Origin of the sequence: Janthinobacterium sp. CG3, assembly GCF_000344615.1 — a bacterium.
GTDB lineage: Bacteria > Pseudomonadota > Gammaproteobacteria > Burkholderiales > Burkholderiaceae_D > Janthinobacterium.
On sequence record NZ_KB467824.1, the window covers coordinates 3,460,784 to 3,485,241 of the forward strand.

Annotated in this window: 25 protein-coding genes; 9 read left to right on the plus strand and 16 right to left on the minus strand. The window is 65.2% G+C overall.

Translation table 11 applies throughout. From position 1 onward, the window contains the following. Nucleotides 1–341 precede the first annotated feature (341 nt). The 9 genes from ampD to JANGC3_RS0115220 all read right to left on the minus strand — a co-directional run bounded on the left by ampD (nucleotide 342) and on the right by JANGC3_RS0115220 (nucleotide 8,818). Nucleotides 342–962: a 1,6-anhydro-N-acetylmuramyl-L-alanine amidase AmpD gene (ampD, locus tag JANGC3_RS0115180; RefSeq protein WP_017877342.1), complete on the minus strand. Its 621-nt coding sequence runs from the start codon at nucleotides 960–962 to the stop codon at nucleotides 342–344. Next, nucleotides 959–2,383, minus strand: coding sequence for a sigma-54-dependent transcriptional regulator (locus JANGC3_RS0115185; protein WP_026133017.1), 1,425 nt, complete (start codon nucleotides 2,381–2,383; stop codon nucleotides 959–961). Before JANGC3_RS0115185 ends, ampD begins: the two co-directional genes overlap by 4 nt. Before the next feature lie 22 nt (nucleotides 2,384–2,405). Beyond that, on the minus strand, nucleotides 2,406–4,067 hold the full coding sequence (locus JANGC3_RS0115190) for a sensor histidine kinase (RefSeq protein WP_017877344.1): 1,662 nt from the start codon (nucleotides 4,065–4,067) through the stop codon (nucleotides 2,406–2,408). A gap of 9 nt (nucleotides 4,068–4,076) precedes the next feature. Continuing rightward, on the minus strand, nucleotides 4,077–4,325 hold the full coding sequence (locus tag JANGC3_RS0115195) for a PP0621 family protein (RefSeq protein ID WP_017877345.1): 249 nt from the start codon (nucleotides 4,323–4,325) through the stop codon (nucleotides 4,077–4,079). Then, nucleotides 4,322–5,125, minus strand: coding sequence for a cytochrome C assembly family protein (locus JANGC3_RS0115200; protein WP_017877346.1), 804 nt, complete (start codon nucleotides 5,123–5,125; stop codon nucleotides 4,322–4,324). The genes JANGC3_RS0115195 and JANGC3_RS0115200 overlap by 4 nt, the downstream gene beginning before the upstream one ends. 77 nt (nucleotides 5,126–5,202) lie before the next feature. Then, complete coding sequence (locus tag JANGC3_RS0115205) at nucleotides 5,203–6,000, minus strand: ABC transporter ATP-binding protein (RefSeq protein WP_017877347.1); 798 nt, start codon at nucleotides 5,998–6,000, stop codon at nucleotides 5,203–5,205. A 1-nt stretch (nucleotide 6,001) separates the two neighbouring features. Next, nucleotides 6,002–6,850, minus strand: a complete 849-nt coding sequence (locus tag JANGC3_RS0115210; RefSeq protein WP_035787738.1) for an ABC transporter permease — start codon at nucleotides 6,848–6,850, stop codon at nucleotides 6,002–6,004. Between the two features lie 22 nt (nucleotides 6,851–6,872). Then, nucleotides 6,873–7,868 carry an ABC transporter substrate-binding protein gene (locus JANGC3_RS0115215; protein WP_017877349.1) on the minus strand — a complete coding sequence of 332 codons (996 nt, stop codon included), beginning with the start codon at nucleotides 7,866–7,868 and terminating at the stop codon, nucleotides 6,873–6,875. Between the two features lie 212 nt (nucleotides 7,869–8,080). Beyond that, complete coding sequence (locus JANGC3_RS0115220) at nucleotides 8,081–8,818, minus strand: substrate-binding periplasmic protein (protein WP_232429711.1); 738 nt, start codon at nucleotides 8,816–8,818, stop codon at nucleotides 8,081–8,083. Between the two features lie 218 nt (nucleotides 8,819–9,036). Here JANGC3_RS0115220 and ffh point away from each other — a divergent pair, with 218 nt between their 5' ends. Together ffh and JANGC3_RS31660 are read left to right on the plus strand one after the other, a co-directional pair. Beyond that, nucleotides 9,037–10,404: a signal recognition particle protein gene (gene ffh, locus JANGC3_RS0115225; RefSeq protein WP_017877351.1), complete on the plus strand. Its 1,368-nt coding sequence runs from the start codon at nucleotides 9,037–9,039 to the stop codon at nucleotides 10,402–10,404. 257 nt (nucleotides 10,405–10,661) lie between these two features. Next, on the plus strand, nucleotides 10,662–11,054 hold the full coding sequence (locus JANGC3_RS31660) for an SWIB/MDM2 domain-containing protein (RefSeq protein ID WP_026133020.1): 393 nt from the start codon (nucleotides 10,662–10,664) through the stop codon (nucleotides 11,052–11,054). A gap of 144 nt (nucleotides 11,055–11,198) precedes the next feature. Here JANGC3_RS31660 and JANGC3_RS0115235 read toward each other — a convergent pair whose 3' ends face one another. Both JANGC3_RS0115235 and JANGC3_RS0115240 read right to left on the minus strand, forming a co-directional pair. Next, nucleotides 11,199–11,765: a lytic transglycosylase domain-containing protein gene (locus JANGC3_RS0115235; protein ID WP_051068381.1), complete on the minus strand. Its 567-nt coding sequence runs from the start codon at nucleotides 11,763–11,765 to the stop codon at nucleotides 11,199–11,201. Between the two features lie 71 nt (nucleotides 11,766–11,836). Continuing rightward, complete coding sequence (locus tag JANGC3_RS0115240) at nucleotides 11,837–13,573, minus strand: proline--tRNA ligase (RefSeq protein WP_017877354.1); 1,737 nt, start codon at nucleotides 13,571–13,573, stop codon at nucleotides 11,837–11,839. A 203-nt stretch (nucleotides 13,574–13,776) separates the two neighbouring features. On the opposite strand from JANGC3_RS0115240, the gene JANGC3_RS0115245 reads away from it, so the two are divergent. Next, nucleotides 13,777–14,448: an RNA pyrophosphohydrolase gene (locus JANGC3_RS0115245; protein WP_026133021.1), complete on the plus strand. Its 672-nt coding sequence runs from the start codon at nucleotides 13,777–13,779 to the stop codon at nucleotides 14,446–14,448. 130 nt (nucleotides 14,449–14,578) lie between these two features. Beyond that, nucleotides 14,579–15,001: a DUF1841 family protein gene (locus JANGC3_RS0115250; RefSeq protein WP_017877356.1), complete on the plus strand. Its 423-nt coding sequence runs from the start codon at nucleotides 14,579–14,581 to the stop codon at nucleotides 14,999–15,001. A 91-nt stretch (nucleotides 15,002–15,092) separates the two neighbouring features. Here JANGC3_RS0115250 and JANGC3_RS0115255 read toward each other — a convergent pair whose 3' ends face one another. The 3 genes from JANGC3_RS0115255 to JANGC3_RS0115265 all read right to left on the minus strand — a co-directional run bounded on the left by JANGC3_RS0115255 (nucleotide 15,093) and on the right by JANGC3_RS0115265 (nucleotide 16,574). Further along, on the minus strand, nucleotides 15,093–15,803 hold the full coding sequence (locus JANGC3_RS0115255) for an MOSC domain-containing protein (protein WP_017877357.1): 711 nt from the start codon (nucleotides 15,801–15,803) through the stop codon (nucleotides 15,093–15,095). A gap of 88 nt (nucleotides 15,804–15,891) precedes the next feature. Further along, on the minus strand, nucleotides 15,892–16,233 hold the full coding sequence (locus tag JANGC3_RS0115260; protein ID WP_017877358.1) for a c-type cytochrome: 342 nt from the start codon (nucleotides 16,231–16,233) through the stop codon (nucleotides 15,892–15,894). 11 nt (nucleotides 16,234–16,244) lie between these two features. Continuing rightward, nucleotides 16,245–16,574: a c-type cytochrome gene (locus tag JANGC3_RS0115265; RefSeq protein ID WP_017877359.1), complete on the minus strand. Its 330-nt coding sequence runs from the start codon at nucleotides 16,572–16,574 to the stop codon at nucleotides 16,245–16,247. 269 nt (nucleotides 16,575–16,843) lie between these two features. Here JANGC3_RS0115265 and JANGC3_RS0115270 point away from each other — a divergent pair, with 269 nt between their 5' ends. From JANGC3_RS0115270 to JANGC3_RS0115280, 3 genes are read left to right on the plus strand one after another with little or no spacing between them, the layout of a single operon-like run. After that, entirely contained in the window at nucleotides 16,844–17,710 is an 867-nt protein-coding gene (locus JANGC3_RS0115270) for an AAA family ATPase (protein WP_026133022.1), read from the plus strand. Next, on the plus strand, nucleotides 17,710–18,294 hold the full coding sequence (locus JANGC3_RS0115275) for a GNAT family N-acetyltransferase (RefSeq protein ID WP_017877361.1): 585 nt from the start codon (nucleotides 17,710–17,712) through the stop codon (nucleotides 18,292–18,294). The genes JANGC3_RS0115270 and JANGC3_RS0115275 overlap by 1 nt, the downstream gene beginning before the upstream one ends. Before the next feature lie 5 nt (nucleotides 18,295–18,299). Further along, complete coding sequence (locus JANGC3_RS0115280) at nucleotides 18,300–19,469, plus strand: vWA domain-containing protein (RefSeq protein ID WP_017877362.1); 1,170 nt, start codon at nucleotides 18,300–18,302, stop codon at nucleotides 19,467–19,469. A gap of 85 nt (nucleotides 19,470–19,554) precedes the next feature. On the opposite strand, the gene JANGC3_RS0115285 is transcribed toward JANGC3_RS0115280, so the two are convergent. Further along, nucleotides 19,555–20,811 carry an IS4 family transposase gene (locus JANGC3_RS0115285; RefSeq protein ID WP_051068382.1) on the minus strand — a complete coding sequence of 419 codons (1,257 nt, stop codon included), beginning with the start codon at nucleotides 20,809–20,811 and terminating at the stop codon, nucleotides 19,555–19,557. 321 nt (nucleotides 20,812–21,132) lie between these two features. On the opposite strand from JANGC3_RS0115285, the gene JANGC3_RS0115295 reads away from it, so the two are divergent. Together JANGC3_RS0115295 and JANGC3_RS0115300 are read left to right on the plus strand one after the other, a co-directional pair. Continuing rightward, nucleotides 21,133–22,320 carry a cation:proton antiporter gene (locus JANGC3_RS0115295; RefSeq protein WP_017877364.1) on the plus strand — a complete coding sequence of 396 codons (1,188 nt, stop codon included), beginning with the start codon at nucleotides 21,133–21,135 and terminating at the stop codon, nucleotides 22,318–22,320. Nucleotide 22,321: 1 nt separating this feature from the next. Continuing rightward, nucleotides 22,322–23,452 (plus strand): YbdK family carboxylate-amine ligase, encoded by a 1,131-nt coding sequence (locus JANGC3_RS0115300; RefSeq protein WP_017877365.1) that lies wholly within the window; start codon nucleotides 22,322–22,324, stop codon nucleotides 23,450–23,452. Between the two features lie 144 nt (nucleotides 23,453–23,596). On the opposite strand, the gene JANGC3_RS0115305 is transcribed toward JANGC3_RS0115300, so the two are convergent. Next, nucleotides 23,597–24,409, minus strand: coding sequence for a DUF6708 domain-containing protein (locus JANGC3_RS0115305; RefSeq protein WP_232429712.1), 813 nt, complete (start codon nucleotides 24,407–24,409; stop codon nucleotides 23,597–23,599). Nucleotides 24,410–24,458 lie beyond the last annotated feature (49 nt).

Genomic DNA, 24,458 nt, shown 5'->3' on the forward strand with positions numbered 1-24,458 from the left:
CCGGTAGCGGCCCGGCGATGTGCCAAGCCGATGGTAATGAATTAGAACCCCCGATCAGGCGCGAGTTCTGCGGAAAATGGTGCTTTAAAAAAGCAAAAGAATGCCCCTTCCAACGGCTCTTGAATGTTGGTTCGGGTCATTGGTTTGCGGATGATAATGTCCGGCGACTGCCTGGTAGCGGTGTTCCAGACGTATCTAGCAACAGTGGTGAAATCCCAGGAGACTACTAGATATAGTGTTGAAGCTTATAAATTTTACTAATTGTAGTACTCAAATTTGGTTAACGCAAGCGTGCGGGGGGCGAGATATTTGCACTTTTCCACTCTTTTTGTGTTGACTTTTCAAACTGTCGCCGGGAAGCCCAGCTGCCGGTAAGTGGGTACTAACGCACCTTGGCGAACCAGCAATTCGCACAATGTTTTTTTATAAAGGTTCCAATCGAAACAAGGTCCCGGGTCGGTCTTGCGGCCGGCCGCGATATGCTCGTGGCCGCAGACGTCGCGCAGCCGGTAGCGCGCCTGCAGCGCCGCCGTCAGCGCCGCCAGGGTCGCGTACTGGCTTGCCGTGAACGCCACCACGTCGCTGCCCTCCAGCTCGACCCCGATGGAAAACTCGTTGCAGCGCGGCCGTCCCCGGAACGCCGACAGGCCGGCGTGCCAAGCCTTGTCGTTGCCGGAAACATACTGGATCAGGCGGCCGTCGCGGCGCACGAAAAAATGCGCCGACACCCGCAAGCCGCGCAAATCGGCGAACGAGGGATCGGCATTATAGTCCAATCGGCCGGTGAACAAGTCGGACACATGCGGCCCGCCGAAGCGGCCGGCGGGCAGGCTGACGTTGTGGATCACCAGCAGCTCGGCTTCGGCGCCGTCCGGACGGGCGTCGCAATGCGGCGACGCGTAGCGCGCCGCGCCGGCGCACCAGCCGTCCGCCGCCACCGCCAGCGCCGCCGCCGGCGTCACGCCTCCGGCTCCTGGATGTTCAACTTTTGCATCTGGTAGCGCAGCTGGCGGAAGCTGATGCCCAGCAGTTGCGCCGCCTGGGTGCGGTTGAACTGGGTTTGCGCCAGCGCCCGCACGATGATGTCGCGCTCGACCTGGCTCAGGTATTCCGGCAGGCAGTGCGGCAGGCCGGCGCCGCCGTCCGGCGCCGCCGCGAAGGCGAAACCGGGCGCCGCCGCCGCGGGCGCGCCGTCCAGGCCGGCCGCGGCGGCCGGCGCCGGCGCGGGTACGCCGGCGCCCTTCAGCGCCAGGTCGCCGACGCCGATGACGCCGTCGTCGGCGTAGGCCAGCGCGCGCTCGAGGATGTTCTCCAGCTCGCGCACGTTGCCCGGGAAGGAATAGGCGCGCAGCGCCGCCAGCACCGCCGGCGCCAGCGCCGCCGGCTGGCCGGGGCCGGCCAGGCGCGCCAGGATCGCCTCGGTCAGCACCTCCAGGTCGTCGAGCCGCTCGCGCAGCGGCGGCAGGCACAGTTCGATCACGTTGAGGCGGTAGAACAGGTCTTGCCGGAAGCGCCCCGCCGCCACGCACGCGGACAGGTCCTGGTGGGTCGCGCTGATGATGCGCACGTCGACCGCCTCCTCGGCGGTGGCGCCGATCTTGCGCACGCGCCGTTCCTGGATCGCCCGCAGCAGTTTCACTTGCATCGCCAGCGGCAGGTCGGCCACCTCGTCGAGCATCAGCGTGCCGCCATGGGCGGCCTGGAAAAAGCCGTCGCGCTCGTCGACGGCGCCGGTGAAGGCGCCCTTGCGGTAGCCGAAGAACTCGGCCTCCATCAGCGCCTCCGGGATGGCGCCGCAGTTGACGGCGATGAAGGCTTGCTCGGCGCGCGCGCTTTGCGCGTGGATCTCGCGCGCCGCCAGCTCCTTGCCGCTGCCGGACTCGCCGCTGATGGCGATCGGCGCCATCGAGCGCGCCAGCCGGGCGATCTGCGCGCGCAGCGCCTGCACCTGGGCCGATTCGCCCTTCAGGCGCGAGGCCGGCGCCGCCGCGCTGGCGGCCTGGCGCCGCGCGGGCGCGCTCAAGCCCAGCGCCGACTGCACCAGCAGGCGCAGCTGGTCCAGCGCCACCGGCTTGCAGACGTAGTCGAAGGCGCCGGCCTTGAGCGCGACGACGGCGTTGTCGGTGCTGCCGAAGGCCGTCACCACGGCGATCGGCGTGTTCTTATACGCGCCGGCCACTTCGCGCACCAGTTCCAGGCCGAGGCCGTCGGGCAGGCGCATGTCGGTCAGCACCAGCGCGTACTCGCTGCGCGCCAGGAAGGCGCGCGCCTGCCCCAGCGAATCGGCGCTGTCGACGTCGAGCCCCATCTTGACGAGCGTGATTTCCAACAGCTCGCGCAAATCGGCTTCGTCGTCGACCACCAGGATACGGGGAGAACTCATGGTGCGGCCTTTTCTGCAAGGTTCATAGGGGCGCCGCGAAGGTGATCACGAAGCGGCCGCTGGCGCGCCGGCCGCCGCTGGCGAAATGGTACTCGTAATCGAGCAGCGCGCCGTTATTCAAACACAGTTCGCGCGCCAGATACAAGCCCAGGCCGGTGCCCTTGCTGGAGGTGGTGTAAAACGGCTCGAACAGGTGCGCCCGCACCTCCGGCGAAATGCCCGGGCCGTCGTCCTGCACGTGCAGTTCCAGGCGCCGGGCCTTGTCGCGCACGACGAACAGTTCGATGCTGCCCGGGCCGCCGCTGGCGTAGCGTACCGCGTTGTTGAGCAGGTTGAGCAGGATTTCGCGCAGGTGCAGCGGGTCGAAGCGCACCTCGGCGGCGCCGCAGCCGTCCAGCCGCACCACCGCGTCGGCCAGCGCGTGGGTTTGCTGGAACTCGGCCATGAGTTCGGCCAGCAGGGGCGCCAGCGCCAGCGCCTCCTCCTGCACCTGGACCTTGCGCGACAGTTGCAGGATGTCCTCGACCATGCGGTTGACCCGCGCCACGTTGTCGCCGACGATGCGCAGCAGGCGCAGGTGGACCGGCTCGACCAGGTCGTCGCTGAGCAGCGCGGTGGCGTGGCCGATCGCCGACAGCGGGTTGCGCACCTCGTGCGCGATGCTGGCGGTAAGGCGGCCCATCGACGCCAGCTTCAGTTGCTGCGCCTGGTTTTCGATGGCCGTCACGTCCTGCAGGAAGATGACGCTGCGCTCGGCCGCCAGGCCGGCCGTGTCGACGGTGGCGAAGCGCGCCTTCAAGTGGGTGGCCAGCTCGCGCCGCCCGCTCCAGGCCGCCGTCACGCCCTGCAGCGCGGCGTCGGTATAAGGTTTGACGGTGAGGTACACGGTGCTGCGCCCGGCGTCGGCCAGCCAGTCGTCGTAGGCCACGGCGATCGGCCCCAGGCTGGCGCTGTCGGCCAGGCGGAAATTCAGCTCCAGCCCGGCCAGGCCCAACATCTGCAGGGCCGCCGGGTTGCCGGTGAAGACTTGGCCGTCGCGCCCGACCACCAGTACGCCGTCGCCCATGTCGGCGATGACCAGGCGGTTGATCGCCAGCTGGATCGCCAGCGCGTTGCCGCGCTGGGCCGCCAGCGCCTCCTGGCCGATCAGCTTGGCGGCCAGGCGGCTCACCAGCAGTACCACGGCGAAGAAGGAGGCGCCGTACAGGCCGGCCTGTAGCACGCCGCGCTCGCCCTCCAGCGCCAGGACTTGGTAAATGCTTTCGGACAGCATGAACAGCGTCACCAGCGCCGCGCTGAACAGCGCCAGCAGCAACGGCGCCAGGATCGCCGCGCCGGCCAGCGGGAACAGGTAAAGGATGGCCAGGCCGCTGCGCACGCCGCCGGCGTCCATGTAGATCAGCGAGATGACGCCGACGTCGACGGCCAGTTGCACCAGCAGTTGCAGCAGGAAGCGCTGGCGCCGGTAGAGCGTCAGCAGCGCGAAGGCGGCCGCCAGCAGCAGGTAGGCGGCGCACAGCTCGCCATAGGCCAACTGGCCGCCGCCGTGCCAGCCGACGCCGCCGACGAGCAGGTACACCAGCAGCACGCTGGCGATCATCATCCGCGTCAGGCTCAGCGTCTGCAGCGAGCGCCAGAAGGTGTCGCCCGACTCCGCCGTCCAACCGCGCAGGCGCGTCGTCACGGCCCGGCCCTAGGGAAAGGTGGCGTGCGCCTGACTGCAGAAATCGCGCCCCTTGGCCTGCACCGTCTCCGACGACGGGTAATACACGCCGCACTGGGCGCAGCACAGCATCGCCTCGGGGTCGGCCAGCGCCTCGGCGCGCGCCGGCGCCGCCGGCGGCCGCGCCCGCTCGCCCTGCTGGCGCATGCCGCGCAACTTGCTGCGCACCGCCATCAGCACCAGAAAGGCCAGCGCCAGCCAAAATAGAATACGTGTCATGCCAATCCCCGATGCAAAACCACTTCCAGTACAAAACGACTGCCGACGTAGGCCAGCGCCAGCGTGGCGAAACCGGCCAGGGTGAAGCTCAGCGCGGTCTTGCCGCGCCAGCCGCGGAAGCGGCGCCCGGCCAGCAGCGCGGCGAACAGCAGCCACGACAACAGGGTGAACACCGATTTATGGTCCCAGGTCAGCGCCTTGCCGAACAACTGCTCGGAGAAGACGATGCCCGACAGCACGGTCAAACTGAGCAGGACGAAACCGAAACCTATCATGCGGAACAACAATTTTTCCATCGTCAGCAGGGCCGGCAACTGGTCCAGCGCGGCGCCGAGAAAGCCCATGCGCTCGCCGCGGGTGTGCAGGCGCGACTCTTGCAGCGCCATCAGCACGGCGTGGAAGGCGGCGATGGTCAAGGTGCTGTAGGCCAGGATGGCGACGGCGATATGCCAGCCGAACATCGACGACTTGCCCTCCAACAGCACCTGGCTGCCCGGGAAGGCCCAGGCCAGCAGCAGCACGGCGGCGGCGCTCGGCATGACCAGGCGGCGCAGGCCGTCGAGGGCGAAGTTGCGGTTCTCCAGCCAGTAGGCGCCCACCGAGACCCACAGCGCCGACGACAGCATCGCCGCGAAGCCGATGCGCACGCTGCCCGGCGCGATCAAATCGACACCCAGCGTGACGCCGTGCAGCAGCCAGGCCACGCCGGTGGCGGCGGTAATCCAGGCACCCTGGCGGGACGGGAGGACGGCGCACACGGCGTAGGACAAGGCGGCGGCGATAAAAAAGAATGTCTGCATAAGTTTAAGTTTACACCATAGGCCGCCCGCGGGGTTCGGGGCGGGCGGGAACGCGCCGGTTCAGGGCGCCGCCGACCTCAATCGACGGCGGCCAGGCGCAGTTCGTCGTTGTGGTGGCGCTGCTGCTCCTCCATCACCAGGTGGCCCAGTTCGCGCTTGAGGGCGTTGAACTCGGCCGAGGCCGGGTCGCGCAGGCGCGGCAGCTCGACCAGCAGGTCGCGCTTGACCGTGCCCGGCCGGTAGGTCATGACGACGATGCGGTCGGCCAGGTAGAGCGCCTCCTCGATGCTGTGGGTGACGAAGAGGATGGTTTTTTTCAGCTCGGCCCAGATGCGCAGCAGCTCGTCCTGCAGGTTGCGCCGGGTCAGCGCGTCCAGCGCGCCGAAGGGTTCGTCCATCAGCATGATCGGCGAGTCCAGCGCCAGCACGCGGGCGATGGCGACGCGCTGGCGCATGCCGCCCGACAGGTCCTTCGGGAAGCGCGCGCCGAAGTCGCCCAGCGAGAGCATTTGCAGCAGCTTGGCCACGGTGGCGGCGATCTCGGCCTTCGGCGCGCCCTTGATCTCCAGGCCGAAGGCGATGTTCTCGGCCACCGTCATCCAGGGGAACAGCGCGTACTCCTGGAACACCATGCCGCGCTCCGGCCCCGGCCCGGTGACCACGCGGCCGTCGGCGCTGATGCCGCCGGCGCTGGGCGGCGCGAAGCCGGCCACCGCGTTGAGCAGCGTCGACTTGCCGCAGCCGGAAGGCCCCAGCAGGCAGACGAACTGGCCGCGCGGGATTTCCAGGTTGATGTCCTTCAGGGCCACCAGCTCGCGTTCGTCGGTGCGGAACACCTTGCTGACCTGGCTGATGACGATGTGCGCTGCGCTCATATCAGTTCTCCATGCCGCGGTGCCAGCGCAGCAGATGATTGTTCAGTTTGTTCATGGCGACGTCGATGGCCAGGCCGAGCAGGCCGATGCTGATCATGCCGGCCATGATCTTGTCGGACCAAAAATATTCGCGCGCCTCCAGGATGCGGAAGCCCAGGCCGTTGTTCACGGCGATCATTTCGGAGACGATGACGACGATGAAGGCGGTGCCGATGCCGATGCGCACGCCCGAGAGGATGTAGGGCACCGCCGCCGGCAGGATCACCCGCACGAACAGCGTGGTGCCGGAGGCGCCCAGGTTGCGCGCCGCGCGCAGGTAGATGCCGTCGACCTGGCGCACCCCGGCGACGGTGTTCATCAGCACCGGAAAGAAGGCGCCCAGGGCGATCAGGAACACCGCCGGCGGGTTGCCCAGGCCGAACCAGAGGATAGACAGCGGGATGTAGGCGATCGGCGGAATCGGCCGCAGCACCTGCACCAGCGGATTGAGCCAGGCGTAGACGCGCGGCTTGGCGCCCATCGCCAGCCCGAGCGGCAGGGCCAGGCCGGCGCCGATGACGAAGCCGGCGGCGACCCGGTACAGGCTGCCGAGCGAATCGACGATCAGCTCGCCCGAGACGGCCCAGCCCAGCCAGGCGCCGGCGCCGGCGTAGGCGTAGTCGGCGAACGGCGCCACCGGCAGCAGGTAGGCGATCCAGCGCTGCAGCACCGCCAGCGGCGACGGCAGCACCTGCGGGTTGACCCAGCCCAGCATCGCCACCACCTGCCACAGCCCAATTACCGCCGCCGGCACGACCATGCCGATGCCGATTTCGCGCCACTGCCGCGCGCCCACGCCCCTTGTGCCCATGCCGCCTCCGTCGCCGTGTGGTTTATTTGACGTTCAGGCTTTTCTTGGCCTGAACCAGCAGGTCGGTCTTGACCCAGTCCTTCGCCAGCGGCGGCTTGCTCATCTTGCCGACGCCGGTCTTGTGCATGACGTCGGTGGTGGTCTGGATGTGCTCGGGCGTGATGTCGTAGGTGTACGGCGAGTTGCTGATGGCGTCGTCGAAGTCGTCCTTGCTGATCTGGCCCTTGAAAATCACCTCGCGCACGTATTTCTCGGCCACGGCCGGGGTATCGATGAAGGCCTTGGTGGCCTCGACGAAGCAGCGCATGAACTTCTCGGCGGCCGGCCGGCGCTCCCTGTAGAACTTCTCGGTCATCACCAAGGTGCGCACCGGCTCGCCGATCGGCGTGTCGTAGGGCTTCAGCATCTCCTTGCCGAAGCCCTTGTTGAGCGCCTGCGACGATTGCGGCTCGGACTGCATCATGGCGTCGATGTTCTTGCCCATCAGCGCCTGGTTCAGGTCGGCATAGGCGAGAAACACCAGTTGCACGTCCTTGCCCGGCTGGTCCGACACCGTCAGGCCGTGCTGGGCCAGCTCGGCCAGCAGCAGCACTTCCTGGATGCCGCCGCGGGTGACGCCGACCTTCTTGCCCTTCAAGTCCTTCACCGACTGCATTTTCAGGTCGCTGCGCCCGACCAGGCGCGCGCCGCCCTTGGCGAAACCGGCCACGACGAAGATCGCGGCGCCGCCGGCGCGCCCGGAGATGGCCGCCTCGGACGCGGTGGCGCCAACGTCGAGCTCACCGGCGATGATCGCCTGCATCACGTCGAGTCCCTTGGCGAAAATGTGCTCCTCGACCTTGATGCCGCACTTCGGCGCGATTTCCTTGATATACGAGATGGCGCCGAAGTGGGCGAACTTCAGGTTGCCCAGGCGTACCACCTCCTGGGCCTGCGCGGCGCCGGCCGCCAGCAACCCGCCCGTAATGCCCACGACGGCGGCGGCGATCGCGCCGGCCCGCTTCCAATGCTTGCTCATCCACTTCTCCTGAATAGGGTGTTGTTGCGGCCCGCGATAAACGGCAATTGCCAGCAGATGATACCAAGCGTTGGCGCGTCAGAAACATTTTTTTATTGCGCAACCGCATGAAACGGTGAGGTCGGGGCTCGATGCCGTGCAATTTGGCCGACTCGGCGTTATGCAAATGGAAAGCCGCGGCGCAAGCCGGCGCCGCCGCTTTCCAACACCGCTCATTTTTCCAGGTATTTGCCGTAAATCGCCTTGTAGCGACCGCTCTTGCGCAATTGCTCGAGGCCGGCGTTGTAGTCGTCGCGCACGGCCGCGTCGCGGAACACCGGACGGTAATCGCGCGGATCGGGCGGCGGCAGCGCATGCTCCTCGACCGCCGGCAGCACGAAATGCGGATCGGCGCGCCGTTGCAGGGCGCTGAAATACTGGAAAATGGTGCGGTCGCTGAGCACCACGTCGTAGCGCCCCAGCGACAGCAACAGCGGCTGCACCGCCTGGTTGTTGCGCTCGACGTACTCGGGGGTGCGGCTGAGCGGCAGCAGCCATTCGGGGTAGCGCTTGGCGGCGCCGACGAAGGCCATGATGCTCAGCCCCTTCAGGTCGGCAGGCTTGCGCAGGCGCAACTGGCGCCGCTTCAGCGTATACAAGACGTTGTCGTACAGCACCGGCGCCTCGCCGTAGTGGCCGCCGTGCGCCGCCATGTCCTCGCCGACGTCCATCATGATCGCGTCGACCTTGCCTTCGATAAAACTGAACGGAATGCGGCCCATCGGCCCGTACTGGGGGCGCAGCTCGTGGCCGCGCAAGGCCAGCGCCTCGCGCACGACGTCGAGTTCGATGCCCGAATGACTCTCGGCCATGATATACGGCGGCAGGTTGTCGCCGAACGCCATGCTCACGGGGGCGCCGTGGACGGCGCCGGCCAAGGCCAGCATCAAGGAAAAAATCAACGGTTTCATGCGTGTCCTGGGCCTCGTGTAGGGGACGCGCCGGCGGGGGCCGGCCCGGCCATGGTAGCAGGAGTCGGAGCGGGGCGCCGGCGCGGGCGCCAAAAATGCCGGCCGCCGCCCTGGCGCGGGCGCGCGGGCCGGCGGCCGCGGCCGCCCCCGATGGGGTAAAATGGCGCCCAACGTCCGGCCCCGTGCCGCCCTTCCCAGCTCCACATTGCAGGTTCATCATGCTAGATAATCTTACCCAGCGGCTCGCCAAGGTCGTCAAGACCATGCGCGGCGAGGCGCGCCTGACCGAAGCCAACACCGCCGAGATGATGCGCGAAGTGCGCCTGGCGCTGCTCGAGGCCGACGTCGCCCTGCCCGCCGTGCGCGAATTCATCGCCAAGGTCAAGGAAAAATCGATGGGCGAGGACGTCGTCGGTTCGCTCACGCCGGGCCAGGCCCTGGTCGGCGTGGTGCAGCGCGAGCTGGCCGCCATCATGGGCGCCGACCTCGGCCCCGACGCCTCGCAGCTGAGCTTTGCCTGCCAGCCGCCGGCGATCATCCTGATGGCCGGTTTGCAGGGCGTGGGTAAAACCACCACCGTCGGCAAACTGGCGAAGTACCTGCGCGAAGAGAAAAAGAAAAAGGTCCTGACCGTCTCGGCCGACGTCTACCGCCCGGCCGCGATCGCCCAGCTGCAATCGGTGACCGCGCAAGTGGGCGCCGACTTCTTCCCGTCGTCGAGCGACGACAAGCCGGTCGACATCGCGCTGGCCGCGCTGGACTGGGCCAAGAAGCACTACCACGACGTGCTGATCATCGACACCGCCGGCCGCCTCGGTATCGACGAGGAGATGATGCGCGAGATCGCCGCCGTGCACGCCGCCGTCAAGCCGATCGAGACCCTGTTCGTGGTCGACGCCATGCTGGGCCAGGACGCCATCAACACCGCCAAGGCCTTTAACGACGCGCTGCCGCTGACCGGCATCGTGCTCACCAAGTTGGACGGCGACGCCCGCGGCGGCGCCGCGCTGTCGGTGCGCCACATCACCGGCAAGCCGATCAAGTTCGCCGGCGTGTCCGAGAAGCTCGACGGCCTGGAGGCGTTCGACGCCACCCGCATGGCCAACCGCATCCTCGGCATGGGCGACATCCTGGCGCTGGTGGAAGAGGCGCGCAAGGGCGTCGACGTCAAGGCGGCGGCCGACCTGGCGCAGAAAATCAAGGTCGGCGGCAAGTTCGACATGAACGACTTCAAGTCGCAACTGGGGCAGATGAAGAAAATGGGCGGCATGGCCAGCCTGGTCGACAAGCTGCCGGCGCAGTTCCAGCAAGCCGCCGGCGGCAAGAACATGGACCAGGCCGACAAGCAGGTGCGGCGCATGGTCGGCATCATCGATTCGATGACGCCGCAGGAGCGCGCCAAGCCGGAACTGATCAAGGCCACCCGCAAACGCCGCATCGCCGCCGGCGCCGGCGTCCAGGTGCAGGAAGTGAACCGCATGCTGACCCAGTTCGAGCAGATGCAGTCGATGATGAAGAAGCTGTCCGGCGGCGGCATGATGAAAATGATGCGCAGCATGAAGGGCATGATGCCGGGCATGCGCTAAGGCCCGCTTCGACGGGGGGGCGGCGCCGGCCGCGGCGCGCCCGCCGCGGCGTCGGCCAGCCCCGGGAATGCCGGTGTTTACGGGCAAAACGCCGGTGCCGCGCCCCGAAGCGGTGCGGCGCCGCGCCGGGGAGGCTATTTAGGCATGTTTTCCGGGGGAAAACGTGAAAAACACTTGCGTACTCGGTAAAACCCCACCAATATTAGCCGTGCGATCAATTGCGCAATTTCCCATGTGTTCGTTAAGGAGGCTCGAAGATGGCAACAGCCAAAAAAACCCCAGTAGCAGCGCCAGCTAAAGAAGCTGCGGCAGCCAAACCTGCAGCAGTTAAAAAAGCAGCACCAGCAAAAGCGGCAGCAAAGCCAGCAGTGAAAAAAGCGGCGGCTCCGGCAGTTCCACGCAAGCCGAACGCAGCGTTCATGAAAGCGATGACACCGTCCACAGTCTTGGCCGCCGTCGTTGGCGCGGACCCATTGCCGCGTACCGAAGTGACCAAAAAAGTGTGGGACTACATCAAAAAGCTCGACCTGCAAGATCCGGCGAACCGCCGCATGATCAATGCCGACGACAAGCTCAAAGCTGTGTTCGGCGGCAAAGCCCAAGTGTCCATGTTTGAAATGACCAAGCTCATCTCCGATCATTTGAAATAATAGAACGCGGTCGGCTCCGGTGGCCGATCGGAGTGCCCCTGTCGCCAGCGCGATCGGGGCATTTTTTTTGCCCGGCCAACACCCCGCTTGCCGACTTAGGACCCACGGCGAAGAGCGCCGCTGGTTTTCTTGGCGGCGCCGCCATTACATCGCCGTCAGCTCCCAGCGCTTCCACGCCGTCAGCACGGCGTTCGGGTATTCCGGCCGGCCGCGGCTGCCGTTATAGCGCCCCAGCGCCAGGTACAGGTTGCCGCCCTCCATGTCGACGTACATGCGCAGGATGGCGCAGCCGTAGCGCAGATTGGTTTGCATGTGGAACAGCTTGCGCCGGTCGCTGTCGCCGATCACGCCGGTCCAGAACGGCATCACCTGCATATAGCCGCGCGCCCCCGCCATCGACACCGCGTACTTGCGGTAGGCCGATTCAACCTGGATCAGGCCCAGCACCAGGGCCGGGTCGAGGCCGGCGCGGCGCGCCTCGTACCAGGCCGCCTCGAGGAACTCGGTGCGCACCTGCGCGTCCGGCAGCTTGCGCGCCAGCCGCTGCGACATCTGCGCCAGCCAGTTTTCGTAATGCAGGCGGTCCTTGTCGGCGCTGAACGTCTGCCGCGGCGGGCGGTCGTCCTTGATCGCGTGCGACAGCGCCAGCCGGACCGAGTCGGCCAGCGCCTCCTCCTTCTGGTTGCCGGCGCGCGCGCCGCCGCCGCCCATCAGGCCGGCGGCCAGCAGCAGCGCGCCGCTCCAGCGCCACGGCGCGCCGCGCCCGCTAAGCGAGAGCGCTCTCACTTCCGCATCTGGCCCTGGACGAAGCCGACGATGTCGGCCAGCGCCACGGCGGTGGCCTCGGTGTCGCGGCGGCCCTGGTATTCCAGGTTGCCTTCCTTGAGGCCGCGCTCGCCGATGACGACGCGGTGCGGCACGCCGATCAACTCCCAGTCGGCGAACATCGCGCCCGGGCGCAGGCCGCGGTCGTCGACGATGACGTCGACGCCCGCCGCTTGCAGGGCCGCGTACAGCTGGTCGGTTTCGGCCTTGACCAGTTCGCTGCGGTCGTAGTTCATCGGGCACAGCACCAGCTCGAACGGCGCGATCGCGGTCGGCCAGATGATGCCCTTGTCGTCGAAGTTCTGCTCGATCGCCGCGCCCAGGATGCGCGTCACGCCGATGCCGTAGCACCCCATCTGCAGCGGCGCCGGCTTGCCGTTTTCGTCGAGGAAGGTGGCCTTCATGCTCTGCGAATACGAGGTGCCGAGCTGGAACACGTGGCCCACTTCGATGCCGCGCTCGATCGCCAGCACGCCCTGGCCGTCCGGCGAGGCGTCGCCTTCGACGACGTTGCGCAGGTCGGCGACAATGGCCGGCTCGGCCATGTCGCGGCCCCAGTTGGCGCCGGTGTAGTGGAAGTCGGCGTCGTTGGCGCCGCAGCAGAAGTCGCTCATGTTGGCGACGGTGCGGTCGGCAACCACGGTGACCGGCGCCTTGGTGCCGATCGGCCCCAGGTAGCCCGGCACGGTGCCGTACACTTCCAGCAGCTCGGCCTCGGTGGAGAAGCGGTGGCCGGCCAGGCCGGCGATCTTGCCGACCTTGACTTCGTTGAGTTCATGGTCGCCGCGCAGCAGCAGCATCCAGTATTGTTTCGCGACCTTGCCGTCCTTCTCGCCGTCGACCGTCAGCGCGATGGTTTTCAGCGTCCGCTCCAGCTTCAGGCCGAGCAGGGCCGCCACGGTTTCGCACTTGACCGTGCCCGGCGTCGAGGTCTTGACCAGCTGCTGCGCCGGCGCGGCGCGCGCGGCGGCCAGCGGCAGCGCCTCGGCCGCCTCCATGTTGGCGGCGTAGTCGGAGCTCGGGCAGTAGACGATGGCGTCTTCGCCGGTGCTGGCGATGACGTGGAACTCATGCGAGCCGGAGCCGCCGATGGCGCCGTTGTCGGCCGCCACCGCGCGGAACTTCAGGCCGAAGCGGGTGAAGATCTTGACGTAGGCGTCGAACATCACCTTGTACGACGCCTGCAGGCCGGCGACGTCGCGGTCGAACGAGTAGGCGTCCTTCATGGTGAATTCGCGCCCGCGCATCAGGCCGAAACGCGGCCGGCGCTCGTCGCGGAACTTGGTCTGGATATGGTAAAAATTCAGCGGCAGCTGGCGGTAGGACTTGATCTCGGAGCGCACCACGTCGGTGATAACCTCTTCCGACGTCGGCTGGATCGCGTAGTCGCGGCCGTGGCGGTCCTTCACGCGCAGCAATTCGGCGCCCATCTTGTCCCAGCGCCCGGTCTCCTGCCACAGCTCGGCCGGCTGGACCAAAGGCATCAGCAGCTCGATGCCGGCGGCCTCGTTCATCTCCTCGCGGATGATGGCCTCGACCTTGCGGATGACGCGCAGGCCCATCGGCATGTAGGTGTAAATGCCCGAACCGATGCGCTTGATCATGCCGGCGCGCATCATCAATTGGTGGCTGACGATTTCGGCGTCAGATGGGGCTTCTTTGAGCGTTGAGATAAAAAAACGGGAGGCGCGCATAACGGTGAATTCTTTTTAAAAAGAGAGGGTTATAATCAACCTAATTTTAAAGGATTAGCTGGCTGATGCGTCCATACTTTATACAAATGCGTGCAATTGGTGCCACTCCGACCGTTTTCGTACCCCGAAAACGCTGCCGGCGTGCGGAGTTGTGGGCAAAAATGTAAAAAAGACGCTCGGCCGCAGAAAGTTTGAGGTGCACTATGCTCGATCGTGAAGGGTTCCGGCCCAACGTCGGCATCATCCTGCTAAACGCCCAAAATGAGGTGTGGTGGGGAAAACGGGTGCGCGAGCACTCGTGGCAGTTTCCGCAAGGCGGCATCAAGTACGGGGAAACCCCCGAACAGGCCATGTTTCGTGAACTGGAAGAGGAGATAGGACTAAGGCAGGAACACGTCAAGATTGTCGGCCGCACGCGCGACTGGTTGCGCTACGAAGTGCCGGACCATTTCATCAAACGCGAAATCCGCGGCCACTACCGGGGGCAAAAGCAGATTTGGTTCCTGCTGCGTATGTGCGCCCGCGACAACGACGTCAACCTGCGCCTGACCGACCACCCGGAGTTCGACGCCTGGCGTTGGCACGAGTACTGGGTGCCGCTGGACGTCGTCATCGAGTTCAAGCGCGACGTCTACCAGAGGGCGCTGCAGGAACTGTCGCGCTTCCTGACGTGGCCGGTGCACGGCAACCCGCCGCCGCACCGGCACACCTCGCGCTACCTGCGCCAGCCGCACGCGCCGCGCACGCACGAGGCGCAGCACTGCGAAGCGCAGCACTGCGAGGCGCTGGAGGCGGCGGTGGCGGTGGCGGTGGCCGAGCCGGCCGCCGAGCCCACCCCGGAACCGGCGCTGCTGGCGCCGGAGCACAAGGAGTAGGCGCCGGCCGGCGGCAAAACAAAACGGGCATCCAAGGATGCCCGTTTTTTACATTTATCCCTGTACAGAGTACACATAATCGACACGGGGGTACAATGTCGGCTGCTCCAATTAGCCCAGTGACCCAACGATGTTTACTCCCTCCTCCGACGATGTACGCCGTTTCTTCTGCGACATCTACCGCAAGCACCACGCCAAGGAAATTCTCAGTCCGCTCGAAGCAATCGCGCTCGACTGGATCGTCCAGCACCCCGAATACGAAAGCGATCTGGGCGACGTCGACGCGGCGTTGGCGCGCGACTACTCGGTCGACGGCGGCCAAGCCAACCCCTTCCTGCACTTGTCGATGCACCTGACCATCGCGGAGCAAATCGCGGTGGACCGCCCGAGCGGCGTCCGCGCGGCCAGCCAAAGCCTGGCGCAGCGGCTCGACTCCGAACACGCGGCGCACCACCAGATGATGGAATGCTTGGGCCAGATGATCTGGAACTCGCAGCGCGCCGGCCTGCCGCCGGACGGCGCCGCCTACCTCGAATGCGTGCGCCGGCGCTAAGCTTGCGACAGGCGTCGCCCCACTAGACCTCAAAGGGTTGTTGGCGGTGCCGGAGCACATGCAAGCCGAGCTGGTCGGCAAAGAGCAAAGCTCATCGCCGGCCCTGCTCCACATCGAACAACTCGCTTCCTTCCCAGCGCGCTTTGCCAGACTGGCTGCGCATCGGCACCAGCTTTTCCGATAGGCCCAGATCCCGCGCCATTCTCGGAAAAACCCGGCAGTAGCTGGTCGACACGCCCGCAAGGCGCGCGAGCTGCTTGTATTCCAGCACCATATCGTCGGGGACGGACTGCAAAATGCGCACGACGCGCTCACGCCAGTCGTCCGACCAACCGGGCAGCGAACGCTGCAGGCAGGCGACGGCATCGCCGGGCCTGACCTCGCCGCCGCGCACCACCCGCGCCAACATGCCTCGATGGGCGCCGATCCGTTTGGACAGACCTGGCTGGTGGGCATCGAGGTGGCCACATGGTTCGCATTGGAACGTCAGCCAAAGCACCGCCTGCGGACCTATCCTTAACAACGCGCCCGACCGCAACACCGAACTATCCAGATCCAATAACAGGTTTTCACGCAGCGCGTTGGCCTCAAGCCGGTATTGATCGTAGGCGTGTACGCCGGCGAGCAACACCTGCCGGGGCGAGAGCGTGTCCGCGTGGACATCGCCGTCCAGCCCCACGCCGGCGATCGCCACGGCGGCGGGCACGACGCCGGGCTGCGCCGACCGGGCCGATCGGACCCGAAGCGATCGAACAGTGCCAATCGCCGCCACCGGTTCGGCCACATTAATGCGTTTGTCCATGGCTATTTTTTACGGCAAGTTCTGCTTAGAAAAGAAAAAAGCCACGAAACGAACGTGGCTTTTTTCTTGTCCAACCGGGCCGCGCGTCTTAGCGGTGCAGCACCAGGCCGGTAGGCAGGCTGTGCATGTAAGCTGCCAAATCCTTGATGTCCTGGTTGGTCAACGGTTTGACTTGGCCGGTCATGATGGCGTTGTTGCGCCCGTTCGGGGCGTCGCCGCGCTTGTAGGCGGTCAGCGCGTGTTCCAGGTAGTCCTTGTGCTGGCCGGCCAGTTTCGGGTATGAAGGGTCGATCGGCGAACCGAGGTCCTTGCCGTGGCAGGCGGCGCAGCTGTATTTTTCGGCCAGCGCCTTGCCGGCGTCGATGTTGCCGCCAGCGAAGGCGCTCAAGGAGATGGCGGAGCAGATCAGGGCGGTGAGTATTTTTTTCATGTTCTTGTTCCTCATTTCGTCTTGGTTTGCTGCGAGTAGTATGCGGCAACGTCAGCGATGTCCTGGTCCGACAGGCTGGCGGCAATGCCCTTCATGCTCGGGTGCTTGCGATCGCCCTTTTGATAGGCTTTCAACGCGCTTTCGATATACTTGGCCGACTGGCCACCGATCATCGGCACCTGGAAAACTTCCGGGAAGGTCGCTTTGTATCCTGGGATGCCGTGGCAACCGATACACATTTCAACCTTGGCGGTGGCGGCCTTGGCGTTTCCAACGATGTCCGCCGCTGCGGCGACAGTGGCCATGCCGGCGAGCACGAGAAGTGCGATGATTTTTTTCATGGTGGCAAAGGTAATCAGTGGTAATCGGGGATAAGGCGGGTGCAAACGTTGAGCTTTACACTAACAACCTGCGATTCTAACCCAAGACGTTCCCGCAAGTCCACTTTGAATGCGCGCCGTGTGGAAGCGCAACCTCGCCGCCGCTTCCCCCCTCGCGCGCCGGCGCCGCGGGGTGACCGGGCGGGCCACCATGGCCGTTTTGCGCGGTTCTGTCTTATACTCGGCGTAACCGCAACATTCTTCCACTTTACACTGTGATCGACACGTCCATGCACGCACCTCAAGGCCAAGGCCACCGCTTCCAGGGTTCCGACAACTACGTCGCCACCGCCGACCTGAAACTGGCGGTCAACGCCGCGCTGACCTTGCAGCGCCCGCTGCTGATCAAGGGCGAGCCGGGCACCGGCAAGACCATGCTGGCCGAGGAGGTGGCGGCGGCGCTGAACATGCCGCTGATGCAATGGCACATCAAGTCGACCACCAAGGCCCAGCAGGGCCTGTACGAGTACGACGCCGTCTCGCGCCTGCGCGACTCGCAACTGGGCGACGAGCGCGTGCGCGACATCCACAACTACATCGTCAAGGGCGTGCTGTGGCAAGCCTTCACGGCGCCCGAGCCGGTGGTGCTGTTGATCGACGAGATCGACAAGGCCGACATCGAGTTCCCGAACGACTTGCTGCGCGAACTAGACCGCATGGAGTTCTACGTCTACGAAACGCGCGAGATGGTGGTGGCCAGGCACCGGCCGCTGGTGATCATCACCTCCAACAATGAAAAAGAGTTGCCGGACGCCTTCCTGCGCCGCTGCTTCTTCCACTACATCAAGTTCCCCGACAAGGACACGATGGAGCAGATCGTCGCCGTGCACTTCCCGACCCTGAAGAAGGATTTGCTGGCGCAGGCGCTGCAAACCTTTTACGCGGTGCGCGACGTCGCCGGCCTGAAGAAGAAACCGTCGACGTCGGAATTCCTCGACTGGCTGAAACTGTTGCTGGCCGAAGACATCCCGGCCGAGGCGCTGCGCAGCCAGGACGCCAAGGCGGTGGTGCCGCCGCTGCACGGCGCGCTGCTGAAAAACGAGCAGGACGTGCACCTGTTCGAGCGCCTGGTGTTCATGTCGCGGACCAACCGCTGATGCGCGCGCCCGCACCACTGACGCTGGCCTTGAACGGGGTGCGGCTCGAGCCGCTGGCGCCGCACCACGCCGACGGCCTGCGCGCGGCCGCCAGCGACGGCGAGCTGTGGAAGCTGCGCATCACCTCGGTGCCCGAACCCGAGCACGTCGACCAGTACATTTTCAAGGCCGCCGAAATGCGCCCTGCCCGCCTGGCCTTCGCCGTCGTCGACCAGGCCAGCGGCGTCGTGCTCGGCAGCACCAGCTACCACGACATCGTGCCCGAGCTGGACCGGGTCGAAATCGGCTACACCTGGTACGGCAAACGCCACCAGCGCACCCACGTCAACACCAGCTGCAAGCTGATGCTGCTGACGCACGCCTTCGAGACGCTCGGCTGCGCGCTGGTCGGTTTCCGCACCGACAACTTCAATTTCGCCTCGCAGGCGGCGATCTCCCGCCTTGGCGCCAAGCTCGACGGCGTGCTGCGCCACCACGCGCTGCGCCGCGACAACACCGTGCGCGACACCCACCTCTACAGCATCACGCGCGGCGAGTGGCCGGAAATCAAGGCGCACCTGGAATACAAGCTGAAGCGGGACTAATTACCATGTTGATCGATTTTTTCTTCACGCTCAAAGACGCCAAGATCCCGGTGTCAATCAAGGAGTTCCTGACGCTGCTGGAGGCGCTGCAACAGAACGTCATCGAGGCCTCGATGGACGACTTCTATTACCTGTCGCGCCTGACCCTGGTCAAGGACGAGGCCCATTACGACAAGTTCGACCGCGCCTTCGCCCAGTACTTCAAGGGCGTCAACGCGGCCTTCGAGAGCAACGCCGCGATTCCGCTCGACTGGCTGGTCAAGCGCATGCAGCGCGAGCTGTCCGACGAGCAAAAGGCGCAGCTGGAAAAATTCGGCTACGACAAGCTGATGGACCGCTTGAACGAGCTGCTGAAGGAGCAGAAGGAGCGCCACGAGGGCGGCAGCAAATGGATCGGCAGCGGCGGCACCTCGCCGTTCGGCAACGGCGGCACCAACCCGGAAGGCATCCGCATCGGCGGCAAGGGCGGCAGCCGCACCGCCGTCAAGGTGTGGGAGGCGCGCGCCTACAAGGACTACGACACCGAGCGCGAACTGGGCACGCGCAACATCAAGGTGGCGCTGCGGCGCCTGCGCAAGTTCGCCCGCGAGGGCGCCGAGGACGAGTTGGCGCTGGACGCGACCATCCACGCCACCGCCAGCAACGCCGGCTTCCTCGACATCAAGATGCGGCCCGAGCGCAAGAACCGCATCAAGGTGCTGATGCTGCTCGACGTAGGCGGCACCATGGACGACCACATCGAGCGCACCGAGGAACTGTTCTCGGCGGCCAAGACCGAGTTCAAGAACATGGAGTTCTTTTACTTCCACAACTGCGTCTACGATTACTTGTGGAAGAACAACCGCCGCCGCAACGCCGAGCGCTTCCCGACCTGGGACATCCTGCGCAAGTACCCGGCCGACACCAAGCTCATCTTCGTCGGCGACGCCACCATGAGTCCCTACGAAATCCTGCAACCCGGCGGCTCGGTCGAGTACAACAACGAGGAGGCCGGCGCCAGCTGGCTGGCGCGCTTCACCAGCGCCTTCCCGAAATTCATCTGGCTCAATCCGGAACCGGAGGGGCTGTGGCAATACCGCCAGTCGATTGCCGTGGTCAGGCAGTTGATGAACAACCGCATGTTCCCACTGTCGATAGAAGGGCTGGAGCGCGGCATGCGCCTGCTCAGCAAATAAGCGCGGTTGAAAGCAACGGCAAAGAGCCGAGGCCGGGCCCTCGGGGTCTGCCCCAATCCACCCAAGTTAAGGATTTTCCAACCTTTTAACATGGTTTTTGGGCCATGTGCTTGTGCGGCTTCGGCCTGGCTTTGCGTGTTTTGGATAGATTTTCCCTATGGACGTATGTCCGTTTCGCAATCAGGCGCAGCACCTCGCGCAGTAACTTCGCCACCTTTTTTCCGAGCAGGAGGGCCGGCAACAATGGTTTGAGGGCGGTATGCGCATAGGCGTGGTTGATGCGCTCGGCTGCGCGCAGGTCGGCGCTGTCGTGGGCTGTCAAGGCCGCCAGGGTTTGCAAGTTATCGCACATGATTTTGGCGGCGACGTCCTGCACCACGGCTTGCTGGGACAGGCCGGACACATGCTCCAAATTGAGTCGATGCTTGAGCCGCTTGAAGGCTTCCTCGATACGCCAGCGCTTGTGGTAGAGGTCGCCGAAGCCGTCGGCGGGAAAGCGCGCGCTGTCGAACAAATTGGTCATCAACACCCGCACCTTGCCGTTCGGCGCGACATGGCGGACGAGGCGCACCTGCTGGGGTTCTCGGGGGCATTCATAATCGTCGGCGTCGCGCCGGTCGGGCGCGCGCAGCATGACGAGCTGCTCGCTCAGACCGGAGCGCAGGAAGTCGCGCACGCAGGGAAAGCCGCCGTTGCCGGCCTTCTCGACGCGCATGCAGAACGCAATGTGACGATGTTTGAGCAGCGATACCAGCCATCGGGACGGGTAGCCCCGGTCGAGCAGCAGAAGATCGGTGCCGGAAAGCCGGTCCAGGTGTTCGACCAGCATTTGCCGCTCGCCGCAGTCCTCGATGCCGTGCAGCGAGGCCGCAAGCATCAACTCCGCGCCGGGAAGGAACAGGCCGAACAGGATTTGATCGGCCAGCGCGGCGCGCTTGACGTGGCTCGCGCGCAAGCCGAAGCGCATGGTCGAAGCATCAGCGGCGCCCAAACGCAGGCCGCGCCAGCGCGGCACAAATCCGTGGTACTCGGCGCGTGCGACCAGCCAGTCGTTGAGCAGGGGAATGGCCGTCAGAGACAGCTTGACGCGCGCCTGGGCGAACGCCTGCTCAGACACCTTGCGCACCAATTGCGCACGTTGCTGCAGATGGGCGAAGAATACGTCGAGCTCGGCTTGGACGCTCATGCGCATACCGGTAAGCATCAACGCGACCAGCGCCGGCAACGGCAATTTTCGCTGGCGGGAAAATGCGGCGGGGNGTTCAATATGTCGGGCCGTCAGAAGGAATTCGACGGACTGCAAATGCGCGGCAAGATCGTTGAACAGTGCGGCAAGGGACATGGCGGCCAATGAGGTAAAAAATCTCACTGGCCGCGCCCTACCTCACTGGCATGTCAAGCTTTTTATTGTATTTCGCTCTACTTTTAAAGAAAAATTCTTAACTTGGGTGGATTGGGGTCTGCCCCCGGGGTGAAGCCCTTGGTTTGCATGCGCCCGTGGCGCCTCGCAAGACCGCAATTTCTTACCCGATAGGCAACACGGCCATCGTATCGTGCGCCGCCTCCCATCAAGTAGAATCGGCAATGCACTCTCGGCAACAAGCCGCGGCGGCCCCCGCGGGCCGCGCGCCGACTGCACAGAATTCATCATTGAGGAGTGTCTATGCAAAGCATCTTATCCATTGCATCCGATCTGTCCTGGCCGTTCGCCATCGCCCTGGCCTGGGTCGCCGGCGAGTTCGGCCACCGCTGGACCGGTCTGCCGCGCATCAGTTTTTACGGCGTGGTCGGCTTCGCGCTGGCGCAAACCCAGCTGGGCGTGCTGCCGCACGTCGGCAGTGGCCCGATGCTGGTGCTGGCCGACGTCGCCTTCGGCCTGATCCTGTTCGAGCTGGGCTACCGCATCAACCTGCGCTGGCTGTCGAACAACCCGTGGATCGCCGTGGCAGGCCTGGTCGAGTCGATCGGCACCTTCGCCGTGGTCTATTTGATCGCCGTCGAATTCAACGTCGCAACCGTGTCGGCGCTGCTGCTGGCGGCGCTGTCGATGTCGACCTCGCCGGCGACGATCATGCGCGTCATCAACGAGGAGCGCAGTTCCGGCCAGGTCAGCGAACGCGTCATGCACATGTCGGCGCTGAACTGCGTGCTGGCCGTGTTCACCTTCAACGTCATCGTTGGCTACCGCATGTTCCACAACTCCGGCGACTTGCTCGACGCCAGCATGAGCAGCTTCACCATGCTACTAGCCTCGGCCGGCGCCGGCGCCGTCTTCGGCATCGTCGTGCCGGCCATGCTGCGCCGCCTCGGCAACATGGCGCAGGACGCCACCGTCGCCTTCGCGCTGTCGGTGATCCTGCTCGTCGCCATCACCTACAGCACCCGCCTGTCGCCGCTGCTGGCGACGCTGGTGTTCGGCCTGGTGGCGCGCCACCGCCGCGTCGCCTTCAGCCAAGCCCAACGCAACTTCGGCGCCCTCGGCGAACTGCTGACGGTGCTGCTGTTCGTGTTCGCCGCCTCGACGCTGGAATGGCCGAAGGTGGTGGCCGGCGCCGGCCTGGCGCTGGCGATGATCGCCGGGCGCCTGTTCACCAAGATCATCGGCGTGGGCGCGTTCTCGCACGTCAGCGGCATTTCCTGGCGCAAGGGCGTGCTCACCGGCATGGCGCTGACGCCGGTGTCGGTATCCGTGGTGCTGCTGGTCGAACACGCGCGCCACCGCGGCGTCGGTTTCGCCGAGGAACTCAGTTCGCTGGCCGCCTTCGTCCTGATCCTCGAACTGCTCGGCCCCATCCTCATCCAGCGCGCCCTGATTTGGGCCAAGGAAACCCATAACGAACAGGAGCGCTAACATGTCGCTAGAACCGTTTAGCCAATCGGCCGCGCTGACCTTCGGCGTCGAACTGGAATTGCAACTGGTGAACCTGTCGGACTTCGACCTGACCGCCGCCAGCCCGGACTTGCTGCATCTGCTGGGCAAGAACCCCTTCCCCGGCAACGTCACGCCGGAAATCACCGAATCGATGATCGAGATCAATTCGAGCGTGCATACCGAGCACGCGCCGCTGCTGGCGCAGTTGCAGGAAATCCGCGACACGCTGGTGGCCGCCGGCGACAAGCTCAACATCGGCATCAGCGGCGGCGGCACCCACCCGTTCCAGCAGTGGGCCGCGCAAAAGATTTTTTCCAAGCCGCGCTTCAAGGAGATTTCCGAACTGTACGGCTACCTGGCCAAGCAATTCACCATCTTCGGCCAGCATGTGCACATCGGCTGCGCCTCGGGCGACGACGCGATGTTCCTGCTGCACTCGCTGAACCGCTACATCCCGCACTTCATCGCGCTGTCGGCCTCGTCGCCGTTCGTGCAGGGGCGCGACACGCTGTTCGACTCGGCGCGCCTGAACTCGGTGTTCGCCTTCCCGATGAGCGGACGGGCGCCGTTCACGCTGAGCTGGGACGAGTTCGCCAACCAGTACTTCGCCAAGATGGAAAAGACCGGCATCATCAAAAGCATGAAGGATTTCTACTGGGACATCCGGCCCAAGCCGGAGTTCGGCACCATCGAACTGCGCGTGTGCGACACGCCGCTGACGGTGGAGCGCGCCGCCGCGCTGGCGGCCTACCTGCAGGCGCTATGCCGGCACCTGCTGGAGCGGCGCGAGGCGGCGCCGGCCGAGGACGACTATCTGGTCTACAACTACAACCGCTTCCAGGCTTGCCGCTTCGGCCTGGACGGCGCCATCACGCACCCGAAAACCTACGAGACGATGTCGCTGCGGGAAGACATCATGACGACGCTGCGCAAGATGGAGCCGCACGGCGAGGCGCTGGGCAGCACGGCGGCGCTGAAGCACCTGTCCGACGTCACCAAGCTGTGGAGCGACGCGCAATACCTGCGCACCCAGTACGACCGCCAGGGCAGCGCCGAGGGCATGGTCGACGCCGCCATCCGCAGCTTCCGCGGCGAGCCGATGCATTTTTAACGGCGCCCGCGCCATGGCGGCGCGCGACGACCAACTGTTCCAAGTCTGGAACGGCCGCGCCCCCGTCTACAAGAAGGCAGGCAAAGCAACATGCCTTGCCTGGCATGCGCCGGCACGACGCGAGGCATCCCTCCCGCCGTCAGTTCAAACTGGCGGTGGCGTGTGCTGCGCCCAAAGCAGCGCGTTTTTCGCGCCGTCCGGTTCGCCGCGCCAGTTCTCCACTTTCCGTTTCGGGTCGAACGGCCAGTCATGCCGAGCTCGCGCGATCGCCGTCTCGGCCCAACCGACCGGCGTGTCGCCGCGCGGCTGGTCGTAGGCATCGTCGGGCGCGATGGCGCTGACCGCCTCTACCGACTTTGGCCACAGCGTATCGCGGCAAGTCCACAACGCCATCAAGCGGTGGCTCGTGAAAAACAGGATCAGCGGCATCATGATCAGCCGAAACACGGTGCCGGCGGTAAAACCCATCTCGTACATGCAGAACAAGAGGCTCTCGCGCATGTTCTCGCGCTCGCTGAAAAACAGCGGCGGCGACGGTAGGTCCGCCGGCCCCTTGTTCATGTATTCGCACCAGTAATTCCATTGCGACAGCAGACCCTCCAGGTTTCGCTTGCCCTCCCACTGGCGGCCGAGGGCGAAGGCTCGCACCACGTTGCCCTGCTCGTCAACCGAGTAGTGCCGGATGTGATACGAGTCGTCGGTTGCCTTGTCGCTCCGGTGCATGCAAAAGATCGATTGCGCGTTCCACGGCACCTCCCACGTCACGTCGCCTTCGCCGGGCTTGGCGAAAAAGCGCCGGCGCCGTATCGTGTGGATTTTTTGCTCTTTCCGGTTGAAACGGATGGGCCGGCGTTTGAGGGAAAAAAACTCGTCGCGGCCAAATTTGAAGGCGACATAGGAAAAGCCCACAATGGAAACTAAGATAGTTAAATAGAGAAAAATTAATCCGCCATCCATTGTTTTTGTTGGATGCAATAGCATCCGTGGAATTTCAACGAAATAATGA